Below are 20,205 nucleotides of genomic sequence, written 5' to 3' on the forward strand. Positions count from 1 at the left end.
CGGTGGCCTTTACTGGATCGCCAGCTTCTTGGCCGCCGTGCTGGCCTTCTTGGGCAGCTCCAGGTTCAGCACGCCGTCGGTGTAGCGGGCCTTGGCCTTCTCGTTGTCGACGTCCTGGCCCAGGCTGAAGGTGCGCGAGATGGTGCCGTAGTAGCGCTCGCTGCGCAGCACCTTGCCGCCGTTGCCGCGGGTTTCCTTTTCCTCGCGGGCCTCGGCGTCGATCTGCACCACGTTGCCGTCGATGCGCACGTTGATGTCCTCCTTCTTCACGCCCGGGATGTCGGCCTTGACCAGGTAGGCGTCGTCCTTTTCCGAAACGTCGATGCGCATCTGCAGCGCGCGGTCACCGTTCTCGAACACGGTGGGGGAGAAAAAGCGGCGCATCGTCGATTCGAAGGGATCGGCGAACACCGGGTCGAGTAGCCTGAGATTGCTCATGATGGACTCCTTGGTCGTTGATGGACGGTTGAAAGGAAAGCGTGCGCTCAGGCGTCGATCTCGAGCTTGTCGACGACGCGCGAAACGCCCTTGGCTGCAAATGCCGCGCCCAGCGCAGCGTCGTGCTCGGACATGGAACTGACGGTGCCGCGCAGGGTGACGACGCCGCCCTCGACCTCGACGCCGATGCGGTGCGCCTCGCGTTCCGCATGGCGCCGCAGCGCCGCGGTGATCTGCTCGGCGACGTCCTTGTTGTTGACCCGCGCCTTGATGGTGATGGCGTTGGTCAGGCCGCGCACGCCCACCAGCGGGCGGATGCCCTGTTCGGCGCTGGCGGACTGGTAGCCCCAGTCGACCTCGCCGCTGAGCGTGACCCAGCCATCCTCGACCTCCACCTTGATGCGGTCGGCCGGCACCAGCGCATGCCAGCGCAGGGCGTTGGTGGCGGCCTGGGCGATTTCGGAATCGCTGCGCTTGTGGGAGGGTGCCAGCTTGACGTCGAGTTCGACGGCTATCCCGCGCACGCCGGCGACGCGGCGCACCGCACGCTCCACTGCATGCTTCTCGGCGAAGGTGTCCAGATGGCCGGTCAGCGTGACCACGCCGTTGTTGACGATCACGCCGATGTTGGTGGCATTGACCGCCGGGTCCCAGGCCAGTTCGTCAGTGACGTCGAGCTTGAGCTGGTTGTCGGATTTCATGTCGGGCTCTCCTTGCAGGAAATGGATGGAGGCCGCGCTTGTGCGGCCTGAAGACACTGTAGGCAGCCGCGCGCGGGCGGGGTTTGACAAACCGCAACCGGACGCCGGCGCCGGCGCCGGATCATTCGCGCCAGCAATCAAGGAGTCCGCATGCCGTTGCCCGTTCGCCTGTCCGGCGCCATTGCACTTGCACTTGCGCTGGCGGCATCGCTGTGCGGCCCGTCGCACGCCCAGACCGCAGCCGAGCTGGCCGTGCTGTACCGCACGCAGGTGCGACAGCGGCTGGACGTTCCGCCCGAGGAGGCGCGGCGCTATGCGGCGCTGGCCGAGCAGGCCTTGCAGCGGGCCGGGCTCGTGCTGGACCGTCCGCAATACCTGCTGGTGGTGGACCGCGATCCCCGCGTGCAGGCGCTGCTGCTGTTCTGGCGGCCGCTGCAGGGCGAGTACCAGTGGCTGGGCGCGTCGCCGGTGTCCACCGGCAAGCCGGGCAGCTTCGACCACTTCGAGACGCCGGTCGGCGTGTTCGACCACACGCCGCTCAACCCCGACTTCCGCGCCGAGGGCACGCTCAACGACAGGGGCATCCGCGGCTATGGCGAGAAGGGCATGCGGGTCTACGACTTCGGCTGGCAGCGGGTCGCCAAGGGCTGGGGCGACCACGCCGTCTCGGACATGCGGCTGCAGATGCACGCCACCGATCCGGACCTGCTGGAGCAGCGGCTGGGCGGCGCGCAGTCCAAGGGCTGCATCCGCATTCCGGCCACGCTGAACACGCTGCTCGATCATTACGGTGTGCTCGACGCCGCTTACGACAGCGCGCTGCAGGACGGCCGCAAGCTGTGGGTGCTGGCGCAGCGCGAGCCGGTGGAGCATGCCGGCCGCTACCTGGTGGTGGTGGACACGCAGCGCCGGCAGCGTCCCGACTGGAGCCCGTCCTCCTTGGCGCCGCGCCGGCCGGCGGCGCCGAAGCGCTGACCGTCAGGGCACCAGCACCGCCGCGCCGTTGACGCGGCCCTCGCGCAGCGCCTCCACGGCGGCGTTGGCGTCGCGCAGCGCGAACACTTCCACGTGGGTGTGCAGCGCGAGGTCCTGCAGCAGCCCGAAGAAGTCCTCGCCGTCGGCGCGCGTGAGGTTGGCGACCGAGCGCAGCGTGCGTTCGCCCCACAGCAGGCTGTAGGGAAAGCCCGGGATCGCGCTCATGTGGATGCCGGCGCACACCACGGTGCCGCCCTTGCGGGTGGCGGCCAGCGCCGCCGGCACCAGCTCGCCGGCCGGCGCGAAGATCAGGGCCGCGTCCAGGGAACCGGCAGCGGCCTGGCTGGCGTCGCCGGCCCAGCTTGCGCCCAGGCTGCGCGCGAATTCCTGGCCGGCCTGGTCGCCGGGCCGGGTGAAGGCATGCACCTGCTGGCCGCGGGCGACCGCGAGCTGGCAGACGATGTGGGCGGCGGCGCCGAAGCCGTACAACCCCAGCCGGCGCGGCACGGCCTCGCCGGCCAGCCGCCAGGCCCGAAAGCCGATCAGCCCGGCGCACAGCAGCGGCGCCGCATGGACGTCGTCGTAGCGCAGGGGCAGGGCGAAGCAGTAGCGCTCGTCGGCCGCTGCGTACTGCGCGAAGCCGCCGTCGCGGTCGTAGCCGGTGAAGACCGGCCGGTCGCACAGGTTCTCCCGCGCCATCGCGCAGAACGGGCAGGCGCCGCAGCTGCCGCCCAGCCAGGGGACGCCGATGCGCCGGCCGGGCGCGAAGCGGTGCGCGCCGGCGCCGGCGGCCACCACCTCGCCGACGATCTCGTGGCCGGGCGTGACCTGGGGCGCGCGCGGCGGCAGGTCGCCGTCGATCAGGTGCAGGTCGGTGCGGCAGACGCCGCAGGCCAGCACGCGCAGCAGCACTTCGCCCGGGCCCGGCTGCGGCACCGGCTTGTCGCGCGCCAGCAGGCGGTGCGCCTGCGCATCGGGGGTCATCGCCAGCATGGAGGTCGGCAACATCGGGCAATGGTAGGAGCAAGGCCGCGCCCACGATGCGGTCTTTTCGCAGGCGCATTGACCTGGCGCAAACGGCCAGGCGCGCCGGGCTGGAACGATCAGGCGATGAGGACACGCCCTGCCCATCCCGACGCTGCGCACCGGCCCGCAGCGCTGGACCTGCCGCTGAAGCTGGCGCTGGCGCGGCTGGCGCACGGCGTCTCGCCGGCCGCCGTCAGCCTGGCGCTGGCGGACTGGTGGATCCACCTGCTGGTCTCGCCCTCGCGCCACGCCGAGCTGGCGTCCAGCGCGATGCGCAAGTCCCTGCAATGGAGCCATTACGCCCAGCACGGCTGGCACGGCGAGTGCCCGCGCTGCGTGGAGCCGCTGCCGCAGGACCGGCGCTTCGCGCCGCCCGAATGGCAGGCGCCCGGTCCGAGCGCGCTGGCGCAGGCCTTCCTGCTGCAGCAGCAGTGGTGGGACGAGGCGATGACCGGCGTGCGCGGCGTCTCGCAGCACCACGAGGAGGTGGCCGCCTTCGTGGTGCGCCAGTGGCTGGACATGGCCTCGCCGTCCAATTTCGTCGCCACCAATCCCCAGGTGCTGCGCGAGACCGCGGCCACCGGCGGGCTGAACCTGGCCAACGGCCTGGCCAACTGGTGGCGCGACGCGGTGGCGGTGCTGACGGATGGCACGGCGCGCGGCGTGGAGGACTTCGTGCCCGGCAAGCAGGTGGCGCTCACGCCCGGCAAGGTGGTGTTCCGCAACCGCCTGATCGAGCTGATCCAGTACCTGCCGCAGACGCCCAAGGTGCACGCCGAGCCGCTGCTGATCGTGCCGTCGTGGATCATGAAGTACTACATCCTGGACCTGACGCCCGAGGATTCGCTGGTGCGCTACCTGGTCGGCCAGGGCCACACCGTGTTCATGGTGTCGTGGCGCAACCCCGGCACCGAGGACCGCGCCCTGGGCATGGACGACTACCTGCACCTGGGCGTGCTGGACGCCATCGCGGCGGTGCGCTCGGCCTGCCCCGGCCCGCTGCACGCGGCCGGCTACTGCCTGGGCGGCACGCTGCTGTCCATCGCCGCCGCGGCCCTGCGCCGCAGCGGCGACAGCTCGCTCAAGTCGGTCACGCTGCTGGCGGCGGAGACCGACTTCGAGCAGCCGGGCGAGCTGGGCCTGTTCATCGACGAGAGCCAGATCTCCTTCCTGGAAGACCTGATGGCCGAACACGGCTACCTGGACGGCCGGCAGATGGCCGGCGCCTTCCAGCTGATCAACTCCAAGGACCTGGTGTGGTCCAAGCTGGTCCACGAGTACCTGATGGGCGCGCAGACGCCGATGACGGCGCTGCGGGCCTGGAACGCCGACGCGACGCGGCTGCCGGCGCGCATGCACAGCGAGTACCTGCGCCGCCTGTACCTGCACAACGACCTGGCCGAGGGCCGCTACCCGGTGGACGGCGAGCCGGTGACGCTGGCGGACATCGACCTGCCGATGTTCGTGGTCGCCACCGAGCGCGACCACGTCTCGCCCTGGAAGTCGGTCTACGAGGTGCAGCGGCTGGTGCGCGCGCCGATCGCCTTCGCGCTCAGCACCGGCGGCCACAACGTCGGCATCGTCAATCCGCCGGACGGCGCCGCCGCGCATGGACAGACCGGCTACCGCTTCGCCGTCCACGCCGCCGGCAAGGCGCCGGCCGATCCGCAGGCCTGGTTCGATGCGGCCGATGTGCATGCGGGAAGCTGGTGGCCCTGCTGGGAGCAATGGCTGGCCGGCCAGTCCTCGGGCCGGGTGGCGCCGCCGCCGGTGCGCGCGCTGCGCTCGCAGGGCCACGAGCTCGATGCGCCCGGGACCTACGTGCTGCAGGATTAGCCGGCCGCGGCTCAGCGCCGCGGCGCGGCGGTGCGGCGGTGCTCCTGCAGCGTCTGGCAGGCGATGCACAGGGGCGTGGCGGGCAGGGCGCTGAGCCGCTGCAGGTCGATCGGCTCGCCGCATTGCTGGCACACCCCGTAGGTGTGGCCGGCGATCCGGGCCAGCGCAGCCATCACCTGCTGCAGTTCGCGCCGGGCGTTCTCCAGCTGCACGTCGTCGATGGCGGCCTGCGATTCCTGCGTCGCCAGGTCCTTGAAGTCCGCCACCTCGTGGCCGGCCGGTTCGGCCGGTTCGCCCGGGTTGCCCAGCAGCGCACGCAGTTGCTGCTCGCGCTGCTCCAGCTGCTGGCGAAAGCGCGCGGCCATGCTGTCGTCGTAGGTGTCCATCGCAGCTCCTTGTGTCGTCCCATTCTTGTCGGCCACTTTGCGCCCGGCCTTGATCTGGCGCAAGCGCCGGGCCGGCGGCGCGGCCAATGATCGGCGCAGGGCGGCGCGTCCGCCGCCCGGGAGCGATCGATGAGCGTGCGCAACCTCGAGGCCATGTTCCGGCCGGCCAGCATCGCTGTGATCGGCGCGTCCGATCGCGAAGGCAGCGTCGGCGCGGTGGTGCTGCGCAACCTGCGCGGCGGCGGCTTCCAGGGTGCCCTGTGGCCGGTCAACCGGCGCCACGACAGCGTCGCCGGCGGCCCGGCCTGGCGCGACGTGCAGTCGCTGCCGGCCGCGCCCGAGCTGGCGGTGATCTGCACGCCGGCCGAGGGCGTGCCGGCCCTGGTCGCCGAGCTGGGGCGCAAGGGCACGCGCGCCGCCATCGTGCTGTCGTCGGGGCTGCAGCAGCCGGTGGCGGCCGGCGGCCCGTCGCTGGAGCAGGCGATGCTGGAGGCGGCGCGTCCTTTCCTGCTGCGCATCCTGGGGCCCAACTGCATCGGCGCGCTGGTGCCGGGCGCCGGCCTGAACGCCAGCTTCGCGCCCGGCCAGGCGACGGCCGGCACGCTGGCCTTCGTCACGCAGTCGGGCGCGCTGGCCACCGCCATGCTGGACTGGGCCAACGAGCGCGGCATCGGCTTTTCCCATTTCGTCTCGCTGGGCAACAGCGCCGACGTCGATTTCGGCGACATGCTCGACTACCTGGGCAGCGATCCGGGCACCCGCGCCATCCTGCTGTACGTGGAGTCGATCCGCGCGGCCCGCAAGTTCATGTCGGCGGCGCGCGCCGCCGCCCGCAACAAGCCGGTGATCCTGGTGAAGGCGGGGCGCACCGCGGCGGCGGCCCAGGCCGCCAGCACGCACACCGGCGCGCTGGCCGGCTCGGACACCGTGTTCGACGCCGCCGTCCACCGCAGCGGCATGCTGCGGGTGGACACGCTGGAGGCGCTGTTCGACGCCGCCCAGACGCTGGCCTGGCCCCACCCCTGGCGCGGCGAACGGCTGGCGCTGCTGACCAACGGCGGCGGCGCCGGGGTGCTGGCGGCCGATGCGCTGGCCTGCGGCGGCGGCCGGCTGGCGGTGCTGTCCGATGCCACGCGCGAGAAGCTCGACGCGGTGCTGCCGCCGTCCTGGTCGCATGCCAATCCGGTGGACATCGGCGGCGACGCGCCGGTGGCCCGCTACACCCAGGCCCTGGAAGTGTTGATGGCGGCCGCCGAGGTCGACGGCGTGCTGTTCATGCATGCGCCGACGGCGATCGTGCCGGCCGCCGACATCGCGGCCGCCGTGCTGCCGCTGATGCGCAAGGCCGCCAAGCCGGTGCTCAGCTGCTGGCTGGGCGGCAAGTCGGTGACGGCGGCCCGCAGCAGCTTCGCCTACGAAGGCCTGCCCTGGTACAGCACGCCCGAGCGCGGCGCGCAGGCCTGGCTGCAGCTGGCCGCCTATTACCGCAACCAGGCGGCGCTGCAGCAGCTGCCCGGCATCGAGCCGGAGGACTTCGTCCCGCGGCGCGACGAGGCGCTGTCGGTGCTGGCCGACGCCGCCGCCGTCTCCCGCGAGTGGCTGGACCCGGCGCAGGCGCAGGCGGTGATGGCGGCCTACGGCATCCCCACGGTGGCCACGGCGATGGCGCTGGACGCGGACGAGGCGGCGGCGCTGGCAGCCCACATCGGCTACCCGGTGGCGCTGAAGATCGTCTCGCCGCAGGTCGTGCACAAGTCGGACGTCGGCGGCGTGGCGCTGAACCTGGCCAGCGCCGCCGAAGTGCGGGCGGCGGCGGTGCGGATGCGCCAGCAGGTGGCCTGCGCCAAGCCCGAAGCGGTGGTGCTGGGCTTCGCGGTGCAGGCGATGGCCCGGCGCCCGCATGGCACCGAACTGATCGCCGGGCTGGCGACCGATCCGCTGTTCGGACCGGTGGTGCTGTTCGGGCAGGGCGGCACCGGCGTGGAGCTGTCGCGCGCGCATGCGGTGGCGCTGGCGCCGCTGAACGCGCCGCTGGCGCGCGACCTGATCGAGCGCAGCGGCCTGGGCCGGCTGCTGGCCGGCTACCGCGGGCAGCCGGGCGTGGACCAGCGGGCGCTGGTGGACACGCTGCTGAAGCTGTCGCAGCTGGCCTGCGACCTGCAGCAGGTGGCGGAACTGGACATCAACCCGCTGCTGGCCGACGCCAACGGCGTGCTGGCGGTGGACACGCGCATCCGGCTGCGGCTGCGCGGCGCAGCGGTGCCGCCGTCGATCCGGCCCTATCCGCGCAGCCTCGAGCAGACCCTGACGGTGGCCGGCGCCCAGCTGCTGCTGCGGCCGATCCGGCCCGACGACGCGGCGCGGCTGCACGCCTTCTACGAGAACTCGTCGCCCGAGGACATGCGGCTGCGCTTCTTCATGGCGCGGCGCGAGGTGCCGCATTCCGAGCTGGCGCGCTACAGCCAGATCGACTACGACCGCGAGATGACCTTCATCGCGCTGCCTGCCGCGGGCACGGGGCCGCAGCCGATGGTGGCCGAGGTGCGGGCGGTCTGCGATCCGGACAACCTGCGCGCCGAGTTCGCCATCCAGGTCGGCGCGGCCTGGCAGGGCAAGGGCCTGGGGCGCGCGCTGCTCAAGCGGATGGTGGCCTACCTGCGCGAACACGGCACCGCCGAAGTGGTCGGCCAGTGCCTGCCGGAGAACGCCGCGATGGCGGCGCTGGCGCGCCAGGCCGGCTTCGAGGTGCGGCCGGCGCCGCTGCAGGGCACCGTCGACATGCGGCTGGCGCTGAGGTGAGGGGCTAGCCGCAGGCCGGCGCGTTCACCAGCCGGCGCAGGCCGGCCTCGTCGAGGATGCGCACGTGGCGCTGGTGCACCTCGATCAGGCCGTCCTCGGCCAGCCGGCTGAAGGTGCGGCTGATGGTTTCCAGCTGCAGGCCGAGGTAGCTGCCGATGTCCTCGCGCGTCATCCGCAGCAGCAGCTCCGAGCCGGAAAAGCCGCGCGCCTGCAGCCGCTGGGCCAGGTTCAGCAGGAAGGCGGCCAGCCGCTCGTCCGAGCGCATGCTTCCCAGCAGCAGCATGACGCCGCGCTCGCGCACGATCTCGCGGCTCATGATGCGGTGCAGGTGCTGCTGCAGGGCGACGATCTCGCGCGACAGCTCGCTGATGCGCTCGAACGGCAGCACGCAGACCTGCGCGTCCTCCAGCGCCACCGCGTCGCAGCCGTGGCGGTTGTTGACGATGCCGTCCAGCCCCAGCACCTCGCCCGCCATCTGGAAGCCGGTGACCTGCTCGCGGCCGTCCTCGGCGCTGACGCAGGTCTTGAAGAAGCCGGCGCGGATCGCGTACAGCGCGCCGAACGGCTGGCCGCAGCGAAACAGCGGCTTGCCCTTGGCGACCTTCTGGCGCGAACCCACCAGCTGCTCGATGCGCGCCAGCTCGTGGTCATCGAGTCCGGCCGGCATGCACAGCTCGCGCAGGTTGCAGCTGGAACACGCGACCTGGATGCCGCGCACGGCGCCTTCGGCGGCGGGAATCAGGTGGACCGACCGGTGCGGCATGGCTCTTTTGCTGACTTTCTGACGTGGGTCAAATTGTCGGGGCCGCGCCGTCCCGAGGCTTGACGAAGATCAACCACCCGCCTCCTGCCCAGCCCCACAGTGGCACACCGACGAGGCTCGCACGATGACTTTCCTTCCGCCTGCGCTGCTGCATCGCCTGGACGTGCCAGGGCCGCGCTACGCGTGCTATCCGACGGCCGACCGCTTCGTGGAGGCCTTCGGCGCCGACGACTACGCCCTGGCGCTGTCGCAGCGGCGCGGCGGGCCGGCGGCGCGGGCCCTGCCGCTGTCGCTGTACGTGCACATCCCGTTCTGCGAATCGAGCTGCCACTACTGCGGCTGCACCAAGCTGGTCACACGGCACCACGAGCGCGGCACTGCCTACCTGCACGACCTGGCGCGCGAGATCGGGCTGCAGGCGGCGCAGCTGCAGCGGCGCGAGCCGGTGGCGCAGCTGCACCTGGGCGGCGGCACGCCCACCTTCCTGAGCGACACCGAGCTGGGCGCCCTGATGGCGCTGCTGCGGCACCACTTCACGCTGCTGCCCGGGGGCGACTATTCGATCGGCGTCGACCCGCGCACGGTGGACCGGCGCCGGCTCGCGTTCCTGGCCGGCGCCGGATTCAACCGCCTCGGCTTCGGCGTGCAGGATGCCGATCCGCGGGTGCAGCAGGCCATCCACCGGCCGCAGCCGCAGGCGCAGGTGGCCGCGCTGGTGGAACAGGCGCGGGCCGCCGGCTTCGCCGTGGTCGACGTCGACTTGCTGTACGGGTTGCCGCTGCAGTCGCCGGCCAGCTTCGAGCGCACCCTGGCGCAGCTGCTGGCGCTGCGGCCGGACCGCATCTCGCTGCACGCCTACGGGCACCGGCCGGAACGCGTCAAGTCCCAGCGGCGCATCGCGGCCGCGGAACTGCCCCCCGTCGAAGCCCGGCTGGAGATGCTGACCCACGCGCTGGCCGCCCTGGCCGGCGCCGGCTACGAGCACATCGGCCTGGACCAGTTCGCGCTGGCCGGCGACCCGCTGGCCCTGGCCCGCCGGCAGGGCCGGCTGCACCGCAATTTCCAGGGCTACAGCACGCAGCCCGAGGGCGACCTGATCGGCCTGGGCCTGTCGGCGATCGGCCGCATCGGCGCCGTCTACGGGCAGAACGCGCGCTCGCTGGAGGAGTACCACGACCACCTGGAGCGCGGCCGGCTGCCGGTGACGCGCGGGCTGGCGCTGGGACGCGACGACCTGGCGCGGCGCGGCGTCATCATGGCCCTGATGTGCCACGGCCAGCTGCTGTTCGAGTCGATCGAGCTGGCCTGGCTGCTGGACTTCCGCAGCCATTTCGCGGCGGAGCTGCGCCAGCTGGAGTTGCTGGCGGCCGAAGGCCTGGTGCGGCTGGACGATGCCGGCATCGAGGTGACGGCCATCGGGCGCCACCTGATCCGCTCGGTGGTGCGGGTGTTCGACCGCTACCTGCAGGCCGACCTGGCGCGCGAGCGCTTCTCCGGGATCATCTGACGCGCCCTCAGTGGGCGCAGGCGGCAACGGTGTCCTGCCGCAGCAGCGGCCCGTCCCGCAGCGAGCTCTCCACCTCCACCCGCGCGCAGCCCTGCGCGTCGCTGCCGGTGCGGCGCGCCGTGATGCGCAACCCCTTCGGATCGATGCCGCTGGATTCGCCGTAGAGGCGGGCCAGCTCGGCGACCCGGCCGCGGAATTGCTGCGCCGGTGCCGTCGCCAGCCAGGCCAGCGCCTCACCGTTCTCCACCGCAGGCTGTTCCGGCAGCGCGCCGGCGCGCGCTGCTGCATGGCAGGCAAGCAGCGCGAGCAGGGGCAGCAGCCCGGCGCTGCGAAGAAGACAAGGCATGCGCCATCCTACGGCCGGATGGCGCGCCGGTCCGGCTTACTTGGGCGTGCGGCTGGCTTCCTTGGCGTCGCCAAGGGCCTTCTGCGCCTTGCCTTCGCCCTGCTTGGCCAGGCCCTTGGCCTGCTGCCCGAGGCTGCCGACCGCCTCGCCGGTCTTGCGTTGCACCTTGCCCGCCACGTCCTTGGCGGCGCCCTTGACCTGGTCCTTGTTCATGACAGTTCTCCTGGAATGGTTGATGGCATGTGGCCGCCCGGCATAGGCTGCCACGCATCCACGATGCGCCGGGCCGGCGTCCATCGGTGCCAGCCTGCGGCGGAGCGCCGCGTGCGCCGCTTCCTACGCCGGCGGCGGCACTCAGCTGGCCGTCAGATGCAACGCGTCCAGCCCGGCCGCATTTACCTGGCGTTTGCATTGATCGAGCACAGTGCGTGCATCGTGAATCCGGCCGGACCGACACCGAGCGAACTGCGCCGCCAGGGCAGGGCGGCCCTTGCCCTGGCGCTCAGGGCGCTCGCGGTGTTCCTGGTCATGGCGCAGATCTGCATCGCGCTGTGGTTCCGCCAGAAGTTCGGCAAGGTGGAACTGGACCAGATCCTGTTCCACCTGCAGCAGGGATCGAGCAACGTGCTGTACGCCGACCAGCTGCTGGTGTGGAGCGGCATCAAGAACTGCCTGCTGGGGCCCTTGCTGTACACCGGTGTGCTGATGGCGCTGGCCGCGCGCACCGGCGCCACGCGGCGCCGCCTCGGCGGCCTGCTGCTGGGGGCGCCGGTGCTGGCGCTGGCGGTGGCGGGCTCGGCGGCGTTCGCGGTGTCGCTGACCGTCACCTTCCCGCCCAGCGGGATCGGCGGCCAGGACTGGATCGCGCTGCTGTACCGCGCGCCGCCCGCGCTGCAGGCCCCCAGGCGCAAGCGCAACCTGGTCCTGATCTACGGCGAGTCGCTGGAGTTCTCCTACGAGGCCAAGCCCTTCGGCGGCGGACTGCTCGACCCGCTGGAGCATGGCGAGCTGGCGCAGGCCCGGTCGTTCGCGCACTTCCGCCAGCTGGCCGGCACCGGCTGGACCATCGCCGGCATGGTGGCGTCGCAATGCGGCCTGCCGCTCAAGCCGCTGGGCATCTTCGGCGGCAACCGCTTCGGCGACGACGCCACGCAGTTCCTGCCGAACGCGCGCTGCCTCGGCGACGTGCTGCACGCCAGCGGCTACCGCAACGTGTTCCTGGGCGGCGCGTCCACCAGCTTCGCCGGCAAGGGCATGTTCCTGCGCAGCCACGGCTACCAGGAGGTGGTGGGACGGGAGGAGTGGCTGCGCCGCAACCCGGGCTTGGCGCTGAACGAATGGGGCATCTACGACGACGACCTGTTCGCCCAGGCGCTGCGCAAGCTGGGCGAACTGGCGCGCGCGGGCGGCCCCTTCAACCTCACCATCCTCACGGTCGGCATGCATCCGCCGGACGGCTTCCTGGCGCCGTCATGCCCCGTCCGATTCGGCGACCTGCGCGATTCGGTGGCCTGCACCGCGCACCTGATCGACAGCTTCCTGGCCGCCGCGCGTAAGGGCGGCTACCTGCGCGACACCGACGTCGTGGTGCTGGGCGACCACCTGTCGCAGCAAAACAGCCAGACCGGGCGGCTCGAGCAATCGGGCGAGCGTTCGGTGTTCAACAAGCTGCTGACCGCTTCGCCGCTGCCGGCCAACCGCAGCGACATCGACCACTTCGACCTGGCGCCGACCATCCTGTCCGCGCTGGGGTACCGGCTGCCGGGCGGCCGCTTCGGCCTGGGCTGTTCGGCACTCGGTCCGGTGAGCTGCCGGACGCTGGCGGACGATCCGCTGGCCGACGCCAAGCTGGACCACTCCTCGGTGTTCTACAACGCGCTCTGGCTGCCGGCCGGACCCGCCGCGGCGCCGACCAGCCTCGCCTTCAGCAGCCACGCCGCGCCGCCGTCCCGGTGATGCGGCGCGCGCCGTGGCGCTGCCCGATCAGGCGCCGGACTCGAGCGACAGGTGCAGGTCCACCGACGATCCCCGTTCCAGCGTCAGCGTGTAGCCGCGGCGCAACCTGCCCTTGCGAGCGGTGACCTGATAGGTGCCGGGCGGCAGCGGCACGTCGACCAGCGGGCCGGCGTCGTCGACCACCAGCACCGTGCGGCCCTGGCGGTCCTCGATGCTCAGGCACAGCGGCTCGCGCGGCGCCGCCGCGTCGCGCCGGCGCATCTGCCTGAGCGAGAACGCCAGCCGCGAACGCGACGACCGCGTCGCCGCATGGCTGTGGATGAACAGCCGTGCGCCCATGTCGTGCTCGGCCGGCGCGGTCACGGCCGGTCGCGCGGCGCGACCGGCGCCGGGTCCTCGTCGTCCTGCATCGCCGTGTGGGCCTGGCGCGCGCGGCGGCGCTTGACCAGCATCGCCACCAGCAGCGCCGTGGCGGCCGAGGCCGCCAGCGAAGGCGACGCCGAGAGCAGCTGGGCCAGGTTGTCGACCGCCTCCACGCTGACCTGCTGCACGTGCTGCGCCAGCGCCACGACGTCGCTGGCCTGGACGCGGGTGACTTCGTCCAGCCGGATGTGGAAGTCGCGGGCGCCGCTGCGCAGGCGGATGCCCGCGAAGATGCCGTGGGCGATGGCGACCAGCGACAGCACGCCCAGCGGCTGCAGCAGCTGCTCCAGCATCCGGCCGCGCTCGGCCGGCGGCGCGCATTCGTACACCTGCCCGATCAGGGCGGGAATCGCCTGCTCCGCCGCCTGGCGGTCGATCGGGTCGGGGCTGTCGATCATTGCGTTCATGTCGGGTCCTCTTGGTCGCGATGGGGCTGGCAGGGATGCATGCAGGCATGCTGCAGGCCCGGCCGCGCCTGCGTGTGTCGGCCCGGCCGGGCCGCATTGCATCTGACACACGGGCCGGCGCCGGCCGCGGCCTCAGCGCCGGCGCAGCAGTTCGTCCAGCGCGTGGCCCAGCTCGGCCCGCTGCAGCGGCTTGGCCAGCAGCCGGGTGACGCCGGCCTGGGCCGCGCGCAGCGCCAGCGCGGCGCCGCCATAGCCGGAGACCAGCAGCACCGGCAGCTCCGGGTGGACGAGGCGCACCAGCCGGGTCAGCTGGGTCCCGGTCATCTGCGGCATCACTTCGTCCGTGATCAGGGCGGCGTAGCGCTCGCCGCCCTCGCGCAGGGCCTGCAGCGCAGCGGCGGGCTCGGTGCAACCGGTGGGCCGGTAGCCCAGGGCGCCGAGCATCGCGCTGGTCAGCGCCACCAGCGCCGGGTCGTCGTCCACCACCAGCAGCCGCTGGCCTGCGCCCGCGGCCGCGGCATCCGGCGCGGCCGGCGTCCGCGCCAGCGGGTCGCGGCTTTCCGGAAAGTACAAGGCGAAGCAGGCACCCTGGCCGGGCGCGCTCTGCACGTCGATCGCGCCGCCCGCTTCGGCGATCACGCCATGCACTACCGCCAGGCCCAGCCCGGTGCCGGCCTGCGCCTCGCGCGTGGTGAAGAACGGTTCGAACAGCCGCTCCATGACGCCGGCGGTCATGCCCGTGCCCTGGTCCTGCACCGCCAGCCGCAGGTAGTGGCCCGGCTCCAGCCGGCTGTGCGACAGCACCCGCGGCCGGTCGACGACGGCGCGCTCCAGCCGCACGCTCAGCCGGCCGCCGCGCGGCATGGCCTGCATCGCGTTGGTGCACAGGTTCATCACCGCTTCGAACACCTGGGTCGGATCGCCGCGCAGGCGCGCGCCGTCGGTGTCCAGCGCGCGCTCCAGCACGATGCCCGGGCGCAGCGACGCCGCCAGCAGGGCCAGCACTTCCTGCACGATCGGCTCCAGCTCGAACACTGTGGAAGTGCGCGCGCCGCCGCGGCTGAAGGCCAGGATGCGCTCGACCAGCGACTTGCCGCGCAGCGCGGCCTGCAGCACCCGGTCGATCTGCCGCCATTGCTCGCTGCCGGGGGCGGCCGCATCGTGCGCCATCTCGCCGAAGCCGACGATGGCGGCCAGCACGTTGTTGAAGTCGTGGGCGACGCCGCCGGCCAGCGTGCCGAGCGCTTCCAGCTTGCTGGCGCGCGAACGCTGCTGCTGCAGCGCGCGTTGCGCCTCGTCGCGGTGGCGGTCGGCGCGGCGGACGCGCCGCACGGCCACCGCCACCACCAGCAGCAGCAGCGCGATGCCGGCGCCGGTCAGCTGCGCGGTCTGGCGCCAGCCGGCCAGCGCCGCGTCGATGCTGCGGGTCAGCACCACCTGCAGGCCGAAGCGCGGCAGGTCGTGCACGGCCACCAGCCGCTCGCTGCCGTCGCCGAAGCGCAGCGCGTTCACCCCCTGGCGGCCGGCCAGCCGCTGCGCCAGCGCCGCCGGCGGCAGCCGCGGCGGCTGCACGATCGCACCGGTCAGGCGGATGCCGTCGTCGCGGAACACCGCCATCCGCGCGTCCAGGGCCGGCGAGGCGACCGAGAACGCGCCCAGCAGCGCCCTGGCAGGAATGGCCGCCAGGATCCAGCCGGCGACGCCCTGCGGGGTCTGGCGGAAGCCGGTGGCGATGGCGATCATCGGCTCGTGCGTCACCGGGTCGGCGAACGGGCTGCCGACGGCGATCGAATCGGCGCGCAGGCCGTCCAGCGCCGGCCGGAAGGTGGCCGGGCCCGGCGCCGGCCCCGCCTGCGAGGCCGACAGCACGCGGCCCTGCGTGTCGACCAGCCAGAGCTGGGCCACCAGCGGCATCAGGGCGGCGCGGGTCTGCAGCGCGCGGGCGGCGCCGGCCAGCGGCAGCCGGCCGTCCTGCAGTTCGGCCCGCAGCGCCTGCAATCCCTGCTGCGCGCCCTGCAGGCCGCGATCGGCTTCGTCGGCCAGCGCCAGCGACAGCAGCGTCAGTTCGCGCGCCTGTGCCTGCAGGGCGTTGGCCCGCAGGTGCCACAGCACGGCCGCCGACAGCAGCGCCACGCCCAGCGTGAACGCGATCGCCAGCAGCCAGCGGCGCGGGATCTGCTGCAACCTTGTTCGGAGTCGGGATTCCATGGCCTCACGCACGATAGCAGCGACCCAACCGTGGCGCTTGTGGGGCCGGCCGGCGGGCGCTAGGATGGCCGCCGGCGCCCGGGCGGCCGCTCGCGGCATACTGGGCGAACCGCGCCATTCCATGACCATCTCCCCCGCAACAGCAGTTCCCGCCGGGGCCGCGCCCCACATCCTGGTGATCGACGACGACCCGGAGATCCGCGCCCTGATCGAGGAGTACATGGGCCGCAACGACATGCGCGTGAGCAGCGGCGCCAGCGGCCGGGACCTGTTCGACCTGCTGGACCGCGAGGCGATCGACCTGGTGCTGCTGGACCTGAAGCTGCCCGGCGAGGACGGCATGCAGCTGGCCCGCATGCTGCGCGAGCGCGGCAGCGTGCCCATCGTCCTGCTGACCGGACGCAGCGAGGAAGCCGACCGCGTGATGGGCCTGGAGCTGGGCGCCGACGACTACGTCACCAAGCCCTTCAGCCCGCGCGAACTGCTGGCCCGCATGCGCGCCGTGCTGCGCCGCTACCAGGTGCAGGCCACCTTGCCGGAACGCGACAGCGCGCGCCGCGCCTTCCGCTTTTCCGGCTGGGAGCTGAACCTGCGCACCCGGCGCCTGACCTCGCCGCAGGGCGCGCCGGTGGACCTGTCCAACGGCGAGTTCAGCCTGCTGGCGGCGCTGTGCCGCTCGCCGCGCCGCATCCTGACGCGCGAACAGCTGCTGTCGATGTCGCGCCTGCACGAAGCCGAGGTGTATGACCGCAGCGTCGACGTGCAGGTGCGGCGGCTGCGGCTGAAGATCGAGGCGGACTCGGCCCGGCCGGCGCTGATCCTGACCGAGCGAGGCGCCGGCTATCAGCTGGCCAGCGAGGTCGAGACGCTCTATTGACGCAGCGCCCGGTCGCACCGCGGTCCGGGCTCAGGGCAAGGGCTGGTAGGCGACATAAGGTCCCGCGGTGCCGCCGGCGGAACGCTGTTCGAACGCCACGTACACGCTGCGGCCGAAGAAGAACGGCAGGCCGAAATCGAAGGCGCCCGGCAGGGCGGCGCCGGCCGGTCCCCCGAGGTCGTTGAAGGCCACCGGGGCGGGGGACTGCGCCAGCAGGAACAGGGCGTTGGCCACTGTGAGCGGGACCGCGGCGGAGGTGGCGTTGCCCATGACGATGGTCGGAGTGACGGGGGTGGCGGACAGGGCCGCGCTGGTGCCCGGGCAATACAGGCGGGCCACGTCGCCGGTGGCGCCGCTGCGCGCGCAGGTGGGAAGGCTCGCGTCGTCGAAGAACAGCGCGCTGGATCCGCTGTCGAAGAAGCTGTTGGGCAGGACGGTGCCGCGATAGAGCGCGGTGAACGAGCCGGCGTTCGAGCCGCTGGTGCCGACGGGGATCGGCGCCGCGGCCAGGCCGTTGTTCGGCTGCGTCCCGATGCCGAACAGCATCGACCCGGTGACCGGCGCCGATCCGCTGGTGCCGACGGCCGGCAATTGCACGATCAAGCCGTTGTTGTCCTGCGTGAAGAAGGCCGCCGGATTGGCGACTTGCGCCGCCGTCGCGATGGCGGCGCCGGTGCAGGCACCCCCGGCCGGACAGGTGAAATACACGGCGCTGGCATTGCCCGCGCAGAAGGCGCCGCAGTCCTGCAGGAAGTTGCCGACCCCGAGGATGCCGTTGCCCCCCAGCAGTGCCATGGTGTTTTCGGCCATGCCCTGGGCCGTGCAGGCAGCCGGTGGCGCCGGGCCGGCCGCGTTGTCCTGGATCACCTGGATCGACAGGGAGGAAGCGGTTTCCGATGCCAGCTTCACGTCGGCCCTGGCCAGCGCGCCCCAGACGACGCCGTCGGCGAAGCCCGCACATTCGCTGTAGCGGCTGCCGTCGGCCGGCGAGGTCACCGGCGGCAGCGCCAGCGTGATCGCCGACGCCAGCAGCCGCAGGCCGGAGGAGCCGGTGTCCACCTGGACGTTCGGGATCGTCTGGCAGTTGCCGGTTCCCGGCACGCAGATGGTGACCGAGGTGGAGAGCGTGTTGGGAAAGTTGCCGCCGGAGCCGGCCGTGACGGCAACCGGCTGCGCGTTGGCCGCAGCCGTCACCGCCGGCGTCGAGGAGTCGCCGCCGCCGCCGCCGCACCCGTGCAGGACGAACGACGCCAGCAGCGCACAGGCGATCCGGCGCAGCGCCCTCACTGGATCTCTCCGGCAGTCACGCCGGCCGGCAGTTGGTCCGGCAGGTAGGCGCGCCCGGAGAACGCGCGCATCCGGCCGCCGGACTCGATCACCAGGTCGGGCTCCTGCACGCGCAGCGCGCGGTGGCCGCCGTGCGGGCGCTGGCCGGCGGCGGCCAGGCGGTCGAAGTGCACCCCGAGCAGCTGGGACAGGTCGGGCTTGACCGGCCCCTGCCAGGCGACGCCGAACACCACGCCCGAGGGCGACGCGAACTCGCGCACCACGGTTCCGCTGGCCAGCACCATCTCGTGCACCGCATAGCCGGTGCGGTTGGCGACGCGGCGCGTGGCGCGCATGCTTGCCTGGTCCGCCTGCACCGTGTCGCTGGTTCCACCCAGGCTGGCCCGGCTCGATAGCGGCGCAAGGACCAGCAGTGCCAGCAGCAACGGCAGCACGCGGCGGCGGCCGGCCGGCGCAGGATTTTTCATGAGCGATTATTGGGGCGCCGGCGGGCGCGCCGTGTTGCCAAAGCGCCGGGCCGAATGACAGATGTCATCTGGCCGCGCGCGAACTACCAGAGCGCCGAGTCGCGGATCTGGTCGAGGCGCTGGCGCTGGCGCCGGCTGCAGCGGACGCGGTTCCACGCCGCCAGCACGCACAGCCCGAGCGCCAGCAGGACCAGCTCCAGCGCCGAGGCGTCACGGCCGATCAGCTTGGGCGCCAGCAGCCTGGCCGCCACCAGGGTGAAGACGAGGGTCGCCAGGAAGGTCAGGACGACGGGCAGGTAGGGGCGGCGCATGGATGAGTTGTTCCTGGAACCAATATTAGCCGGGGCGCCGGCCGGCGCGGGCGATTTCCGTGGTGTTACACCGGCATGCCGCATCGATGCAACACCGCCTGCCCGGACCGCGATCACGCCGATGGACCGCGACGGCGCTGCGCGGCGATGGCCCGGTGCGGCAAAAAAGCGGCCACAAACTTGGAGTGGCCGCAAATCCCTGGAGTTCGCGCCGGAACAAGGCCGGCGCGGGCTCATGCTGCCACAAGTCGGCCGGTCGTGCCGCACTGCCGCGCTGCCGGCGTCCAATCCATCACGCCGGGGGCCGTTGCGTCCCGCTTTCAGGCCGCGGCAGCCGGCCCGGCGCGAAATAGCCGTTCACCCTTGCGCCGGGGTGGGCACTCGACGGCATCGAGCGAGCCGAAATCGGCCAGCGCAAGGAACACGAGCGATCCGCTGCAGCGCCCGCCGTCCACCATGCGCAGGGCCAGGCTGTACGCAGCCTGCGCCTGTTCATCTTGCTCCACCGCCGAGACCACGACGACGCCGATCTCGGTATTGACCCAGGCCTGGCTGGCCGGCCCGCTCCCGTCCTCGATCTCCTCCCACCCGGCCGCGCCCGGACGCCGGGGGATGGCACTGCTGTTGCTCAAACTGTCCGCCTTGCTTGCTGCTCGCCTGCTCCCTGTTTCGGATGATTGTCGGCAAGCCGCCGGCAGGAAGGCGGACGATTTCGGTGATCTCTGTCACAGGAATGCGCGCCGCCACGCCGGCAAACGACGCCCGCTGCGAAGTGATAGATTGCGGCCATTGCAACCAACGATGGCGAGGCACGCATGGCATCCTGGCTCAGACGCAACCGCGGTTTCCTGCTGTTCCTGCTGGGACTGGCGTTGTTTCGCACCGCGATCGCGGACTGGAACCCGATCCCCTCCGGTTCGATGCGCCCCACGCTGCTGGAGGGCGACGTGGTGCTGGTCAACCGCACCGCGTACGACATCAAGCTGCCGCTGACCGACATCGCGCTGCTGCGGCTGGGCGAACCGGCGCGCGGCGACGTCGTGACCTTCACCTCGCCGCGCGACGGCGAGCGCCTGATCAAGCGCCTGGTCGCCTTGCCGGGCGACGTGGTGGAAATGCGCGACGAGGCGCTCTACATCAATGGCAGCCGCGCCGGGTACACGCAGCGGGGCGCCGGCAGCGAACCGATGGAAGACGGCTCCATCACCAGCGTGGTCCGCGCGACCGAGCGGCTGGCGCAGCGGGACCACGCCGTGCAGTTCCTGCCGCAGTTGCGCGCGCTGCGCAGCTTCGGACCGGTGGTCGTTCCGCCAGGCCAGTATTTCATGCTCGGCGACAACCGCGACGACAGCAACGATTCGCGCTACATCGGCTTCGTGCCCCGGCGGCTGCTGATCGGCCGGGCCCACCACATCCTGGCCTCGGCCGACATCAAGGGCTCCTGGGCGCCGCGGCCCGCGCGCTTCGGCCGGGCGATCGACTGAGCGCGCCG

General features: G+C 72.4%; 21 protein-coding genes. 7 read left to right on the forward strand and 14 right to left on the reverse strand.

Annotation, left to right across the window (positions count from 1 at the left end; genetic code table 11):
* Positions 1-9: 9 nt before the first annotated feature.
* A complete protein-coding gene (locus tag ACFPOE_RS17835) occupies positions 10-438 on the reverse strand; it encodes an Hsp20/alpha crystallin family protein (protein ID WP_376851635.1) in 429 nt (142 codons plus the stop codon).
* A gap of 47 nt (positions 439-485) precedes the next feature.
* Positions 486-1,139: a BON domain-containing protein gene (locus ACFPOE_RS17840; protein ID WP_376851636.1), complete on the reverse strand. Its 654-nt coding sequence runs from the start codon at positions 1,137-1,139 to the stop codon at positions 486-488.
* A 150-nt stretch (positions 1,140-1,289) separates the two neighbouring features.
* Here ACFPOE_RS17840 and ACFPOE_RS17845 point away from each other — a divergent pair, with 150 nt between their 5' ends.
* Positions 1,290-2,114, forward strand: coding sequence for a L,D-transpeptidase (locus ACFPOE_RS17845; protein WP_376851637.1), 825 nt, complete (start codon positions 1,290-1,292; stop codon positions 2,112-2,114).
* Positions 2,115-2,117: 3 nt separating this feature from the next.
* Here the strand turns inward: ACFPOE_RS17845 and ACFPOE_RS17850 are convergent, their stop codons facing one another.
* Positions 2,118-3,119 carry a zinc-dependent alcohol dehydrogenase family protein gene (locus ACFPOE_RS17850; RefSeq protein WP_376851924.1) on the reverse strand — a complete coding sequence of 334 codons (1,002 nt, stop codon included), beginning with the start codon at positions 3,117-3,119 and terminating at the stop codon, positions 2,118-2,120.
* 105 nt (positions 3,120-3,224) lie between these two features.
* Here ACFPOE_RS17850 and ACFPOE_RS17855 point away from each other — a divergent pair, with 105 nt between their 5' ends.
* A complete protein-coding gene (locus tag ACFPOE_RS17855; protein WP_376851638.1) occupies positions 3,225-4,976 on the forward strand; it encodes a PHA/PHB synthase family protein in 1,752 nt (583 codons plus the stop codon).
* Positions 4,977-4,987: 11 nt separating this feature from the next.
* Here the strand turns inward: ACFPOE_RS17855 and ACFPOE_RS17860 are convergent, their stop codons facing one another.
* Complete coding sequence (locus ACFPOE_RS17860) at positions 4,988-5,362, reverse strand: TraR/DksA family transcriptional regulator (protein WP_376851639.1); 375 nt, start codon at positions 5,360-5,362, stop codon at positions 4,988-4,990.
* 129 nt (positions 5,363-5,491) lie between these two features.
* On the opposite strand from ACFPOE_RS17860, the gene ACFPOE_RS17865 reads away from it, so the two are divergent.
* Entirely contained in the window at positions 5,492-8,161 is a 2,670-nt protein-coding gene (locus ACFPOE_RS17865) for a bifunctional acetate--CoA ligase family protein/GNAT family N-acetyltransferase (RefSeq protein WP_376851640.1), read from the forward strand.
* A 4-nt stretch (positions 8,162-8,165) separates the two neighbouring features.
* Here ACFPOE_RS17865 and ACFPOE_RS17870 read toward each other — a convergent pair whose 3' ends face one another.
* Positions 8,166-8,924 carry a helix-turn-helix domain-containing protein gene (locus ACFPOE_RS17870; RefSeq protein ID WP_376851641.1) on the reverse strand — a complete coding sequence of 253 codons (759 nt, stop codon included), beginning with the start codon at positions 8,922-8,924 and terminating at the stop codon, positions 8,166-8,168.
* Positions 8,925-9,048: 124 nt separating this feature from the next.
* Between ACFPOE_RS17870 and hemN the strand changes: the two genes are divergently transcribed.
* Entirely contained in the window at positions 9,049-10,431 is a 1,383-nt protein-coding gene (hemN, locus tag ACFPOE_RS17875; RefSeq protein ID WP_376851642.1) for an oxygen-independent coproporphyrinogen III oxidase, read from the forward strand.
* A 7-nt stretch (positions 10,432-10,438) separates the two neighbouring features.
* On the opposite strand, the gene ACFPOE_RS17880 is transcribed toward hemN, so the two are convergent.
* Both ACFPOE_RS17880 and ACFPOE_RS17885 read right to left on the reverse strand, forming a co-directional pair.
* Positions 10,439-10,777 carry a hypothetical protein gene (locus tag ACFPOE_RS17880; protein WP_376851643.1) on the reverse strand — a complete coding sequence of 113 codons (339 nt, stop codon included), beginning with the start codon at positions 10,775-10,777 and terminating at the stop codon, positions 10,439-10,441.
* A gap of 36 nt (positions 10,778-10,813) precedes the next feature.
* A complete protein-coding gene (locus ACFPOE_RS17885) occupies positions 10,814-10,990 on the reverse strand; it encodes a CsbD family protein (protein WP_376851644.1) in 177 nt (58 codons plus the stop codon).
* 156 nt (positions 10,991-11,146) lie between these two features.
* Between ACFPOE_RS17885 and ACFPOE_RS17890 the strand changes: the two genes are divergently transcribed.
* Positions 11,147-12,733 (forward strand): sulfatase-like hydrolase/transferase, encoded by a 1,587-nt coding sequence (locus ACFPOE_RS17890; protein ID WP_376851645.1) that lies wholly within the window; start codon positions 11,147-11,149, stop codon positions 12,731-12,733.
* Positions 12,734-12,760: 27 nt separating this feature from the next.
* Here ACFPOE_RS17890 and ACFPOE_RS17895 read toward each other — a convergent pair whose 3' ends face one another.
* From ACFPOE_RS17895 to ACFPOE_RS17905, 3 genes are all read right to left on the reverse strand, one after another.
* Positions 12,761-13,096, reverse strand: coding sequence for a hypothetical protein (locus tag ACFPOE_RS17895; protein ID WP_376851646.1), 336 nt, complete (start codon positions 13,094-13,096; stop codon positions 12,761-12,763).
* Complete coding sequence (locus ACFPOE_RS17900; protein WP_376851647.1) at positions 13,093-13,563, reverse strand: hypothetical protein; 471 nt, start codon at positions 13,561-13,563, stop codon at positions 13,093-13,095. The genes ACFPOE_RS17895 and ACFPOE_RS17900 overlap by 4 nt, the downstream gene beginning before the upstream one ends.
* 132 nt (positions 13,564-13,695) lie before the next feature.
* Positions 13,696-15,771, reverse strand: coding sequence for a sensor histidine kinase (locus tag ACFPOE_RS17905; RefSeq protein WP_376851648.1), 2,076 nt, complete (start codon positions 15,769-15,771; stop codon positions 13,696-13,698).
* Between the two features lie 121 nt (positions 15,772-15,892).
* Between ACFPOE_RS17905 and ACFPOE_RS17910 the strand changes: the two genes are divergently transcribed.
* Positions 15,893-16,648, forward strand: coding sequence for a response regulator (locus ACFPOE_RS17910; protein ID WP_376851649.1), 756 nt, complete (start codon positions 15,893-15,895; stop codon positions 16,646-16,648).
* A gap of 30 nt (positions 16,649-16,678) precedes the next feature.
* Here ACFPOE_RS17910 and ACFPOE_RS17915 read toward each other — a convergent pair whose 3' ends face one another.
* The 4 genes from ACFPOE_RS17915 to ACFPOE_RS17930 all read right to left on the reverse strand — a co-directional run bounded on the left by ACFPOE_RS17915 (position 16,679) and on the right by ACFPOE_RS17930 (position 19,345).
* Positions 16,679-17,935: a DUF3443 family protein gene (locus tag ACFPOE_RS17915; protein ID WP_376851650.1), complete on the reverse strand. Its 1,257-nt coding sequence runs from the start codon at positions 17,933-17,935 to the stop codon at positions 16,679-16,681.
* The gene (locus ACFPOE_RS17920) at positions 17,932-18,402 is read right to left on the reverse strand and encodes a DUF2844 domain-containing protein (protein ID WP_376851651.1); all 471 of its coding nucleotides are present in this window, start codon (positions 18,400-18,402) and stop codon (positions 17,932-17,934) included. The genes ACFPOE_RS17915 and ACFPOE_RS17920 overlap by 4 nt, the downstream gene beginning before the upstream one ends.
* An 83-nt stretch (positions 18,403-18,485) precedes the next feature.
* The gene (locus tag ACFPOE_RS17925; protein WP_376851652.1) at positions 18,486-18,713 is read right to left on the reverse strand and encodes a hypothetical protein; all 228 of its coding nucleotides are present in this window, start codon (positions 18,711-18,713) and stop codon (positions 18,486-18,488) included.
* A gap of 320 nt (positions 18,714-19,033) precedes the next feature.
* Positions 19,034-19,345 (reverse strand): hypothetical protein, encoded by a 312-nt coding sequence (locus ACFPOE_RS17930; protein WP_376851653.1) that lies wholly within the window; start codon positions 19,343-19,345, stop codon positions 19,034-19,036.
* Positions 19,346-19,528: 183 nt separating this feature from the next.
* Between ACFPOE_RS17930 and lepB the strand changes: the two genes are divergently transcribed.
* Complete coding sequence (gene lepB / locus ACFPOE_RS17935) at positions 19,529-20,197, forward strand: signal peptidase I (RefSeq protein WP_376851654.1); 669 nt, start codon at positions 19,529-19,531, stop codon at positions 20,195-20,197.
* Positions 20,198-20,205: the final 8 nt, after the last annotated feature.

Source organism: Caenimonas terrae (assembly GCF_042655405.1).
In the GTDB taxonomy this organism is placed as follows: Bacteria; Pseudomonadota; Gammaproteobacteria; order Burkholderiales; family Burkholderiaceae_C; genus Ramlibacter; species Ramlibacter terrae_A.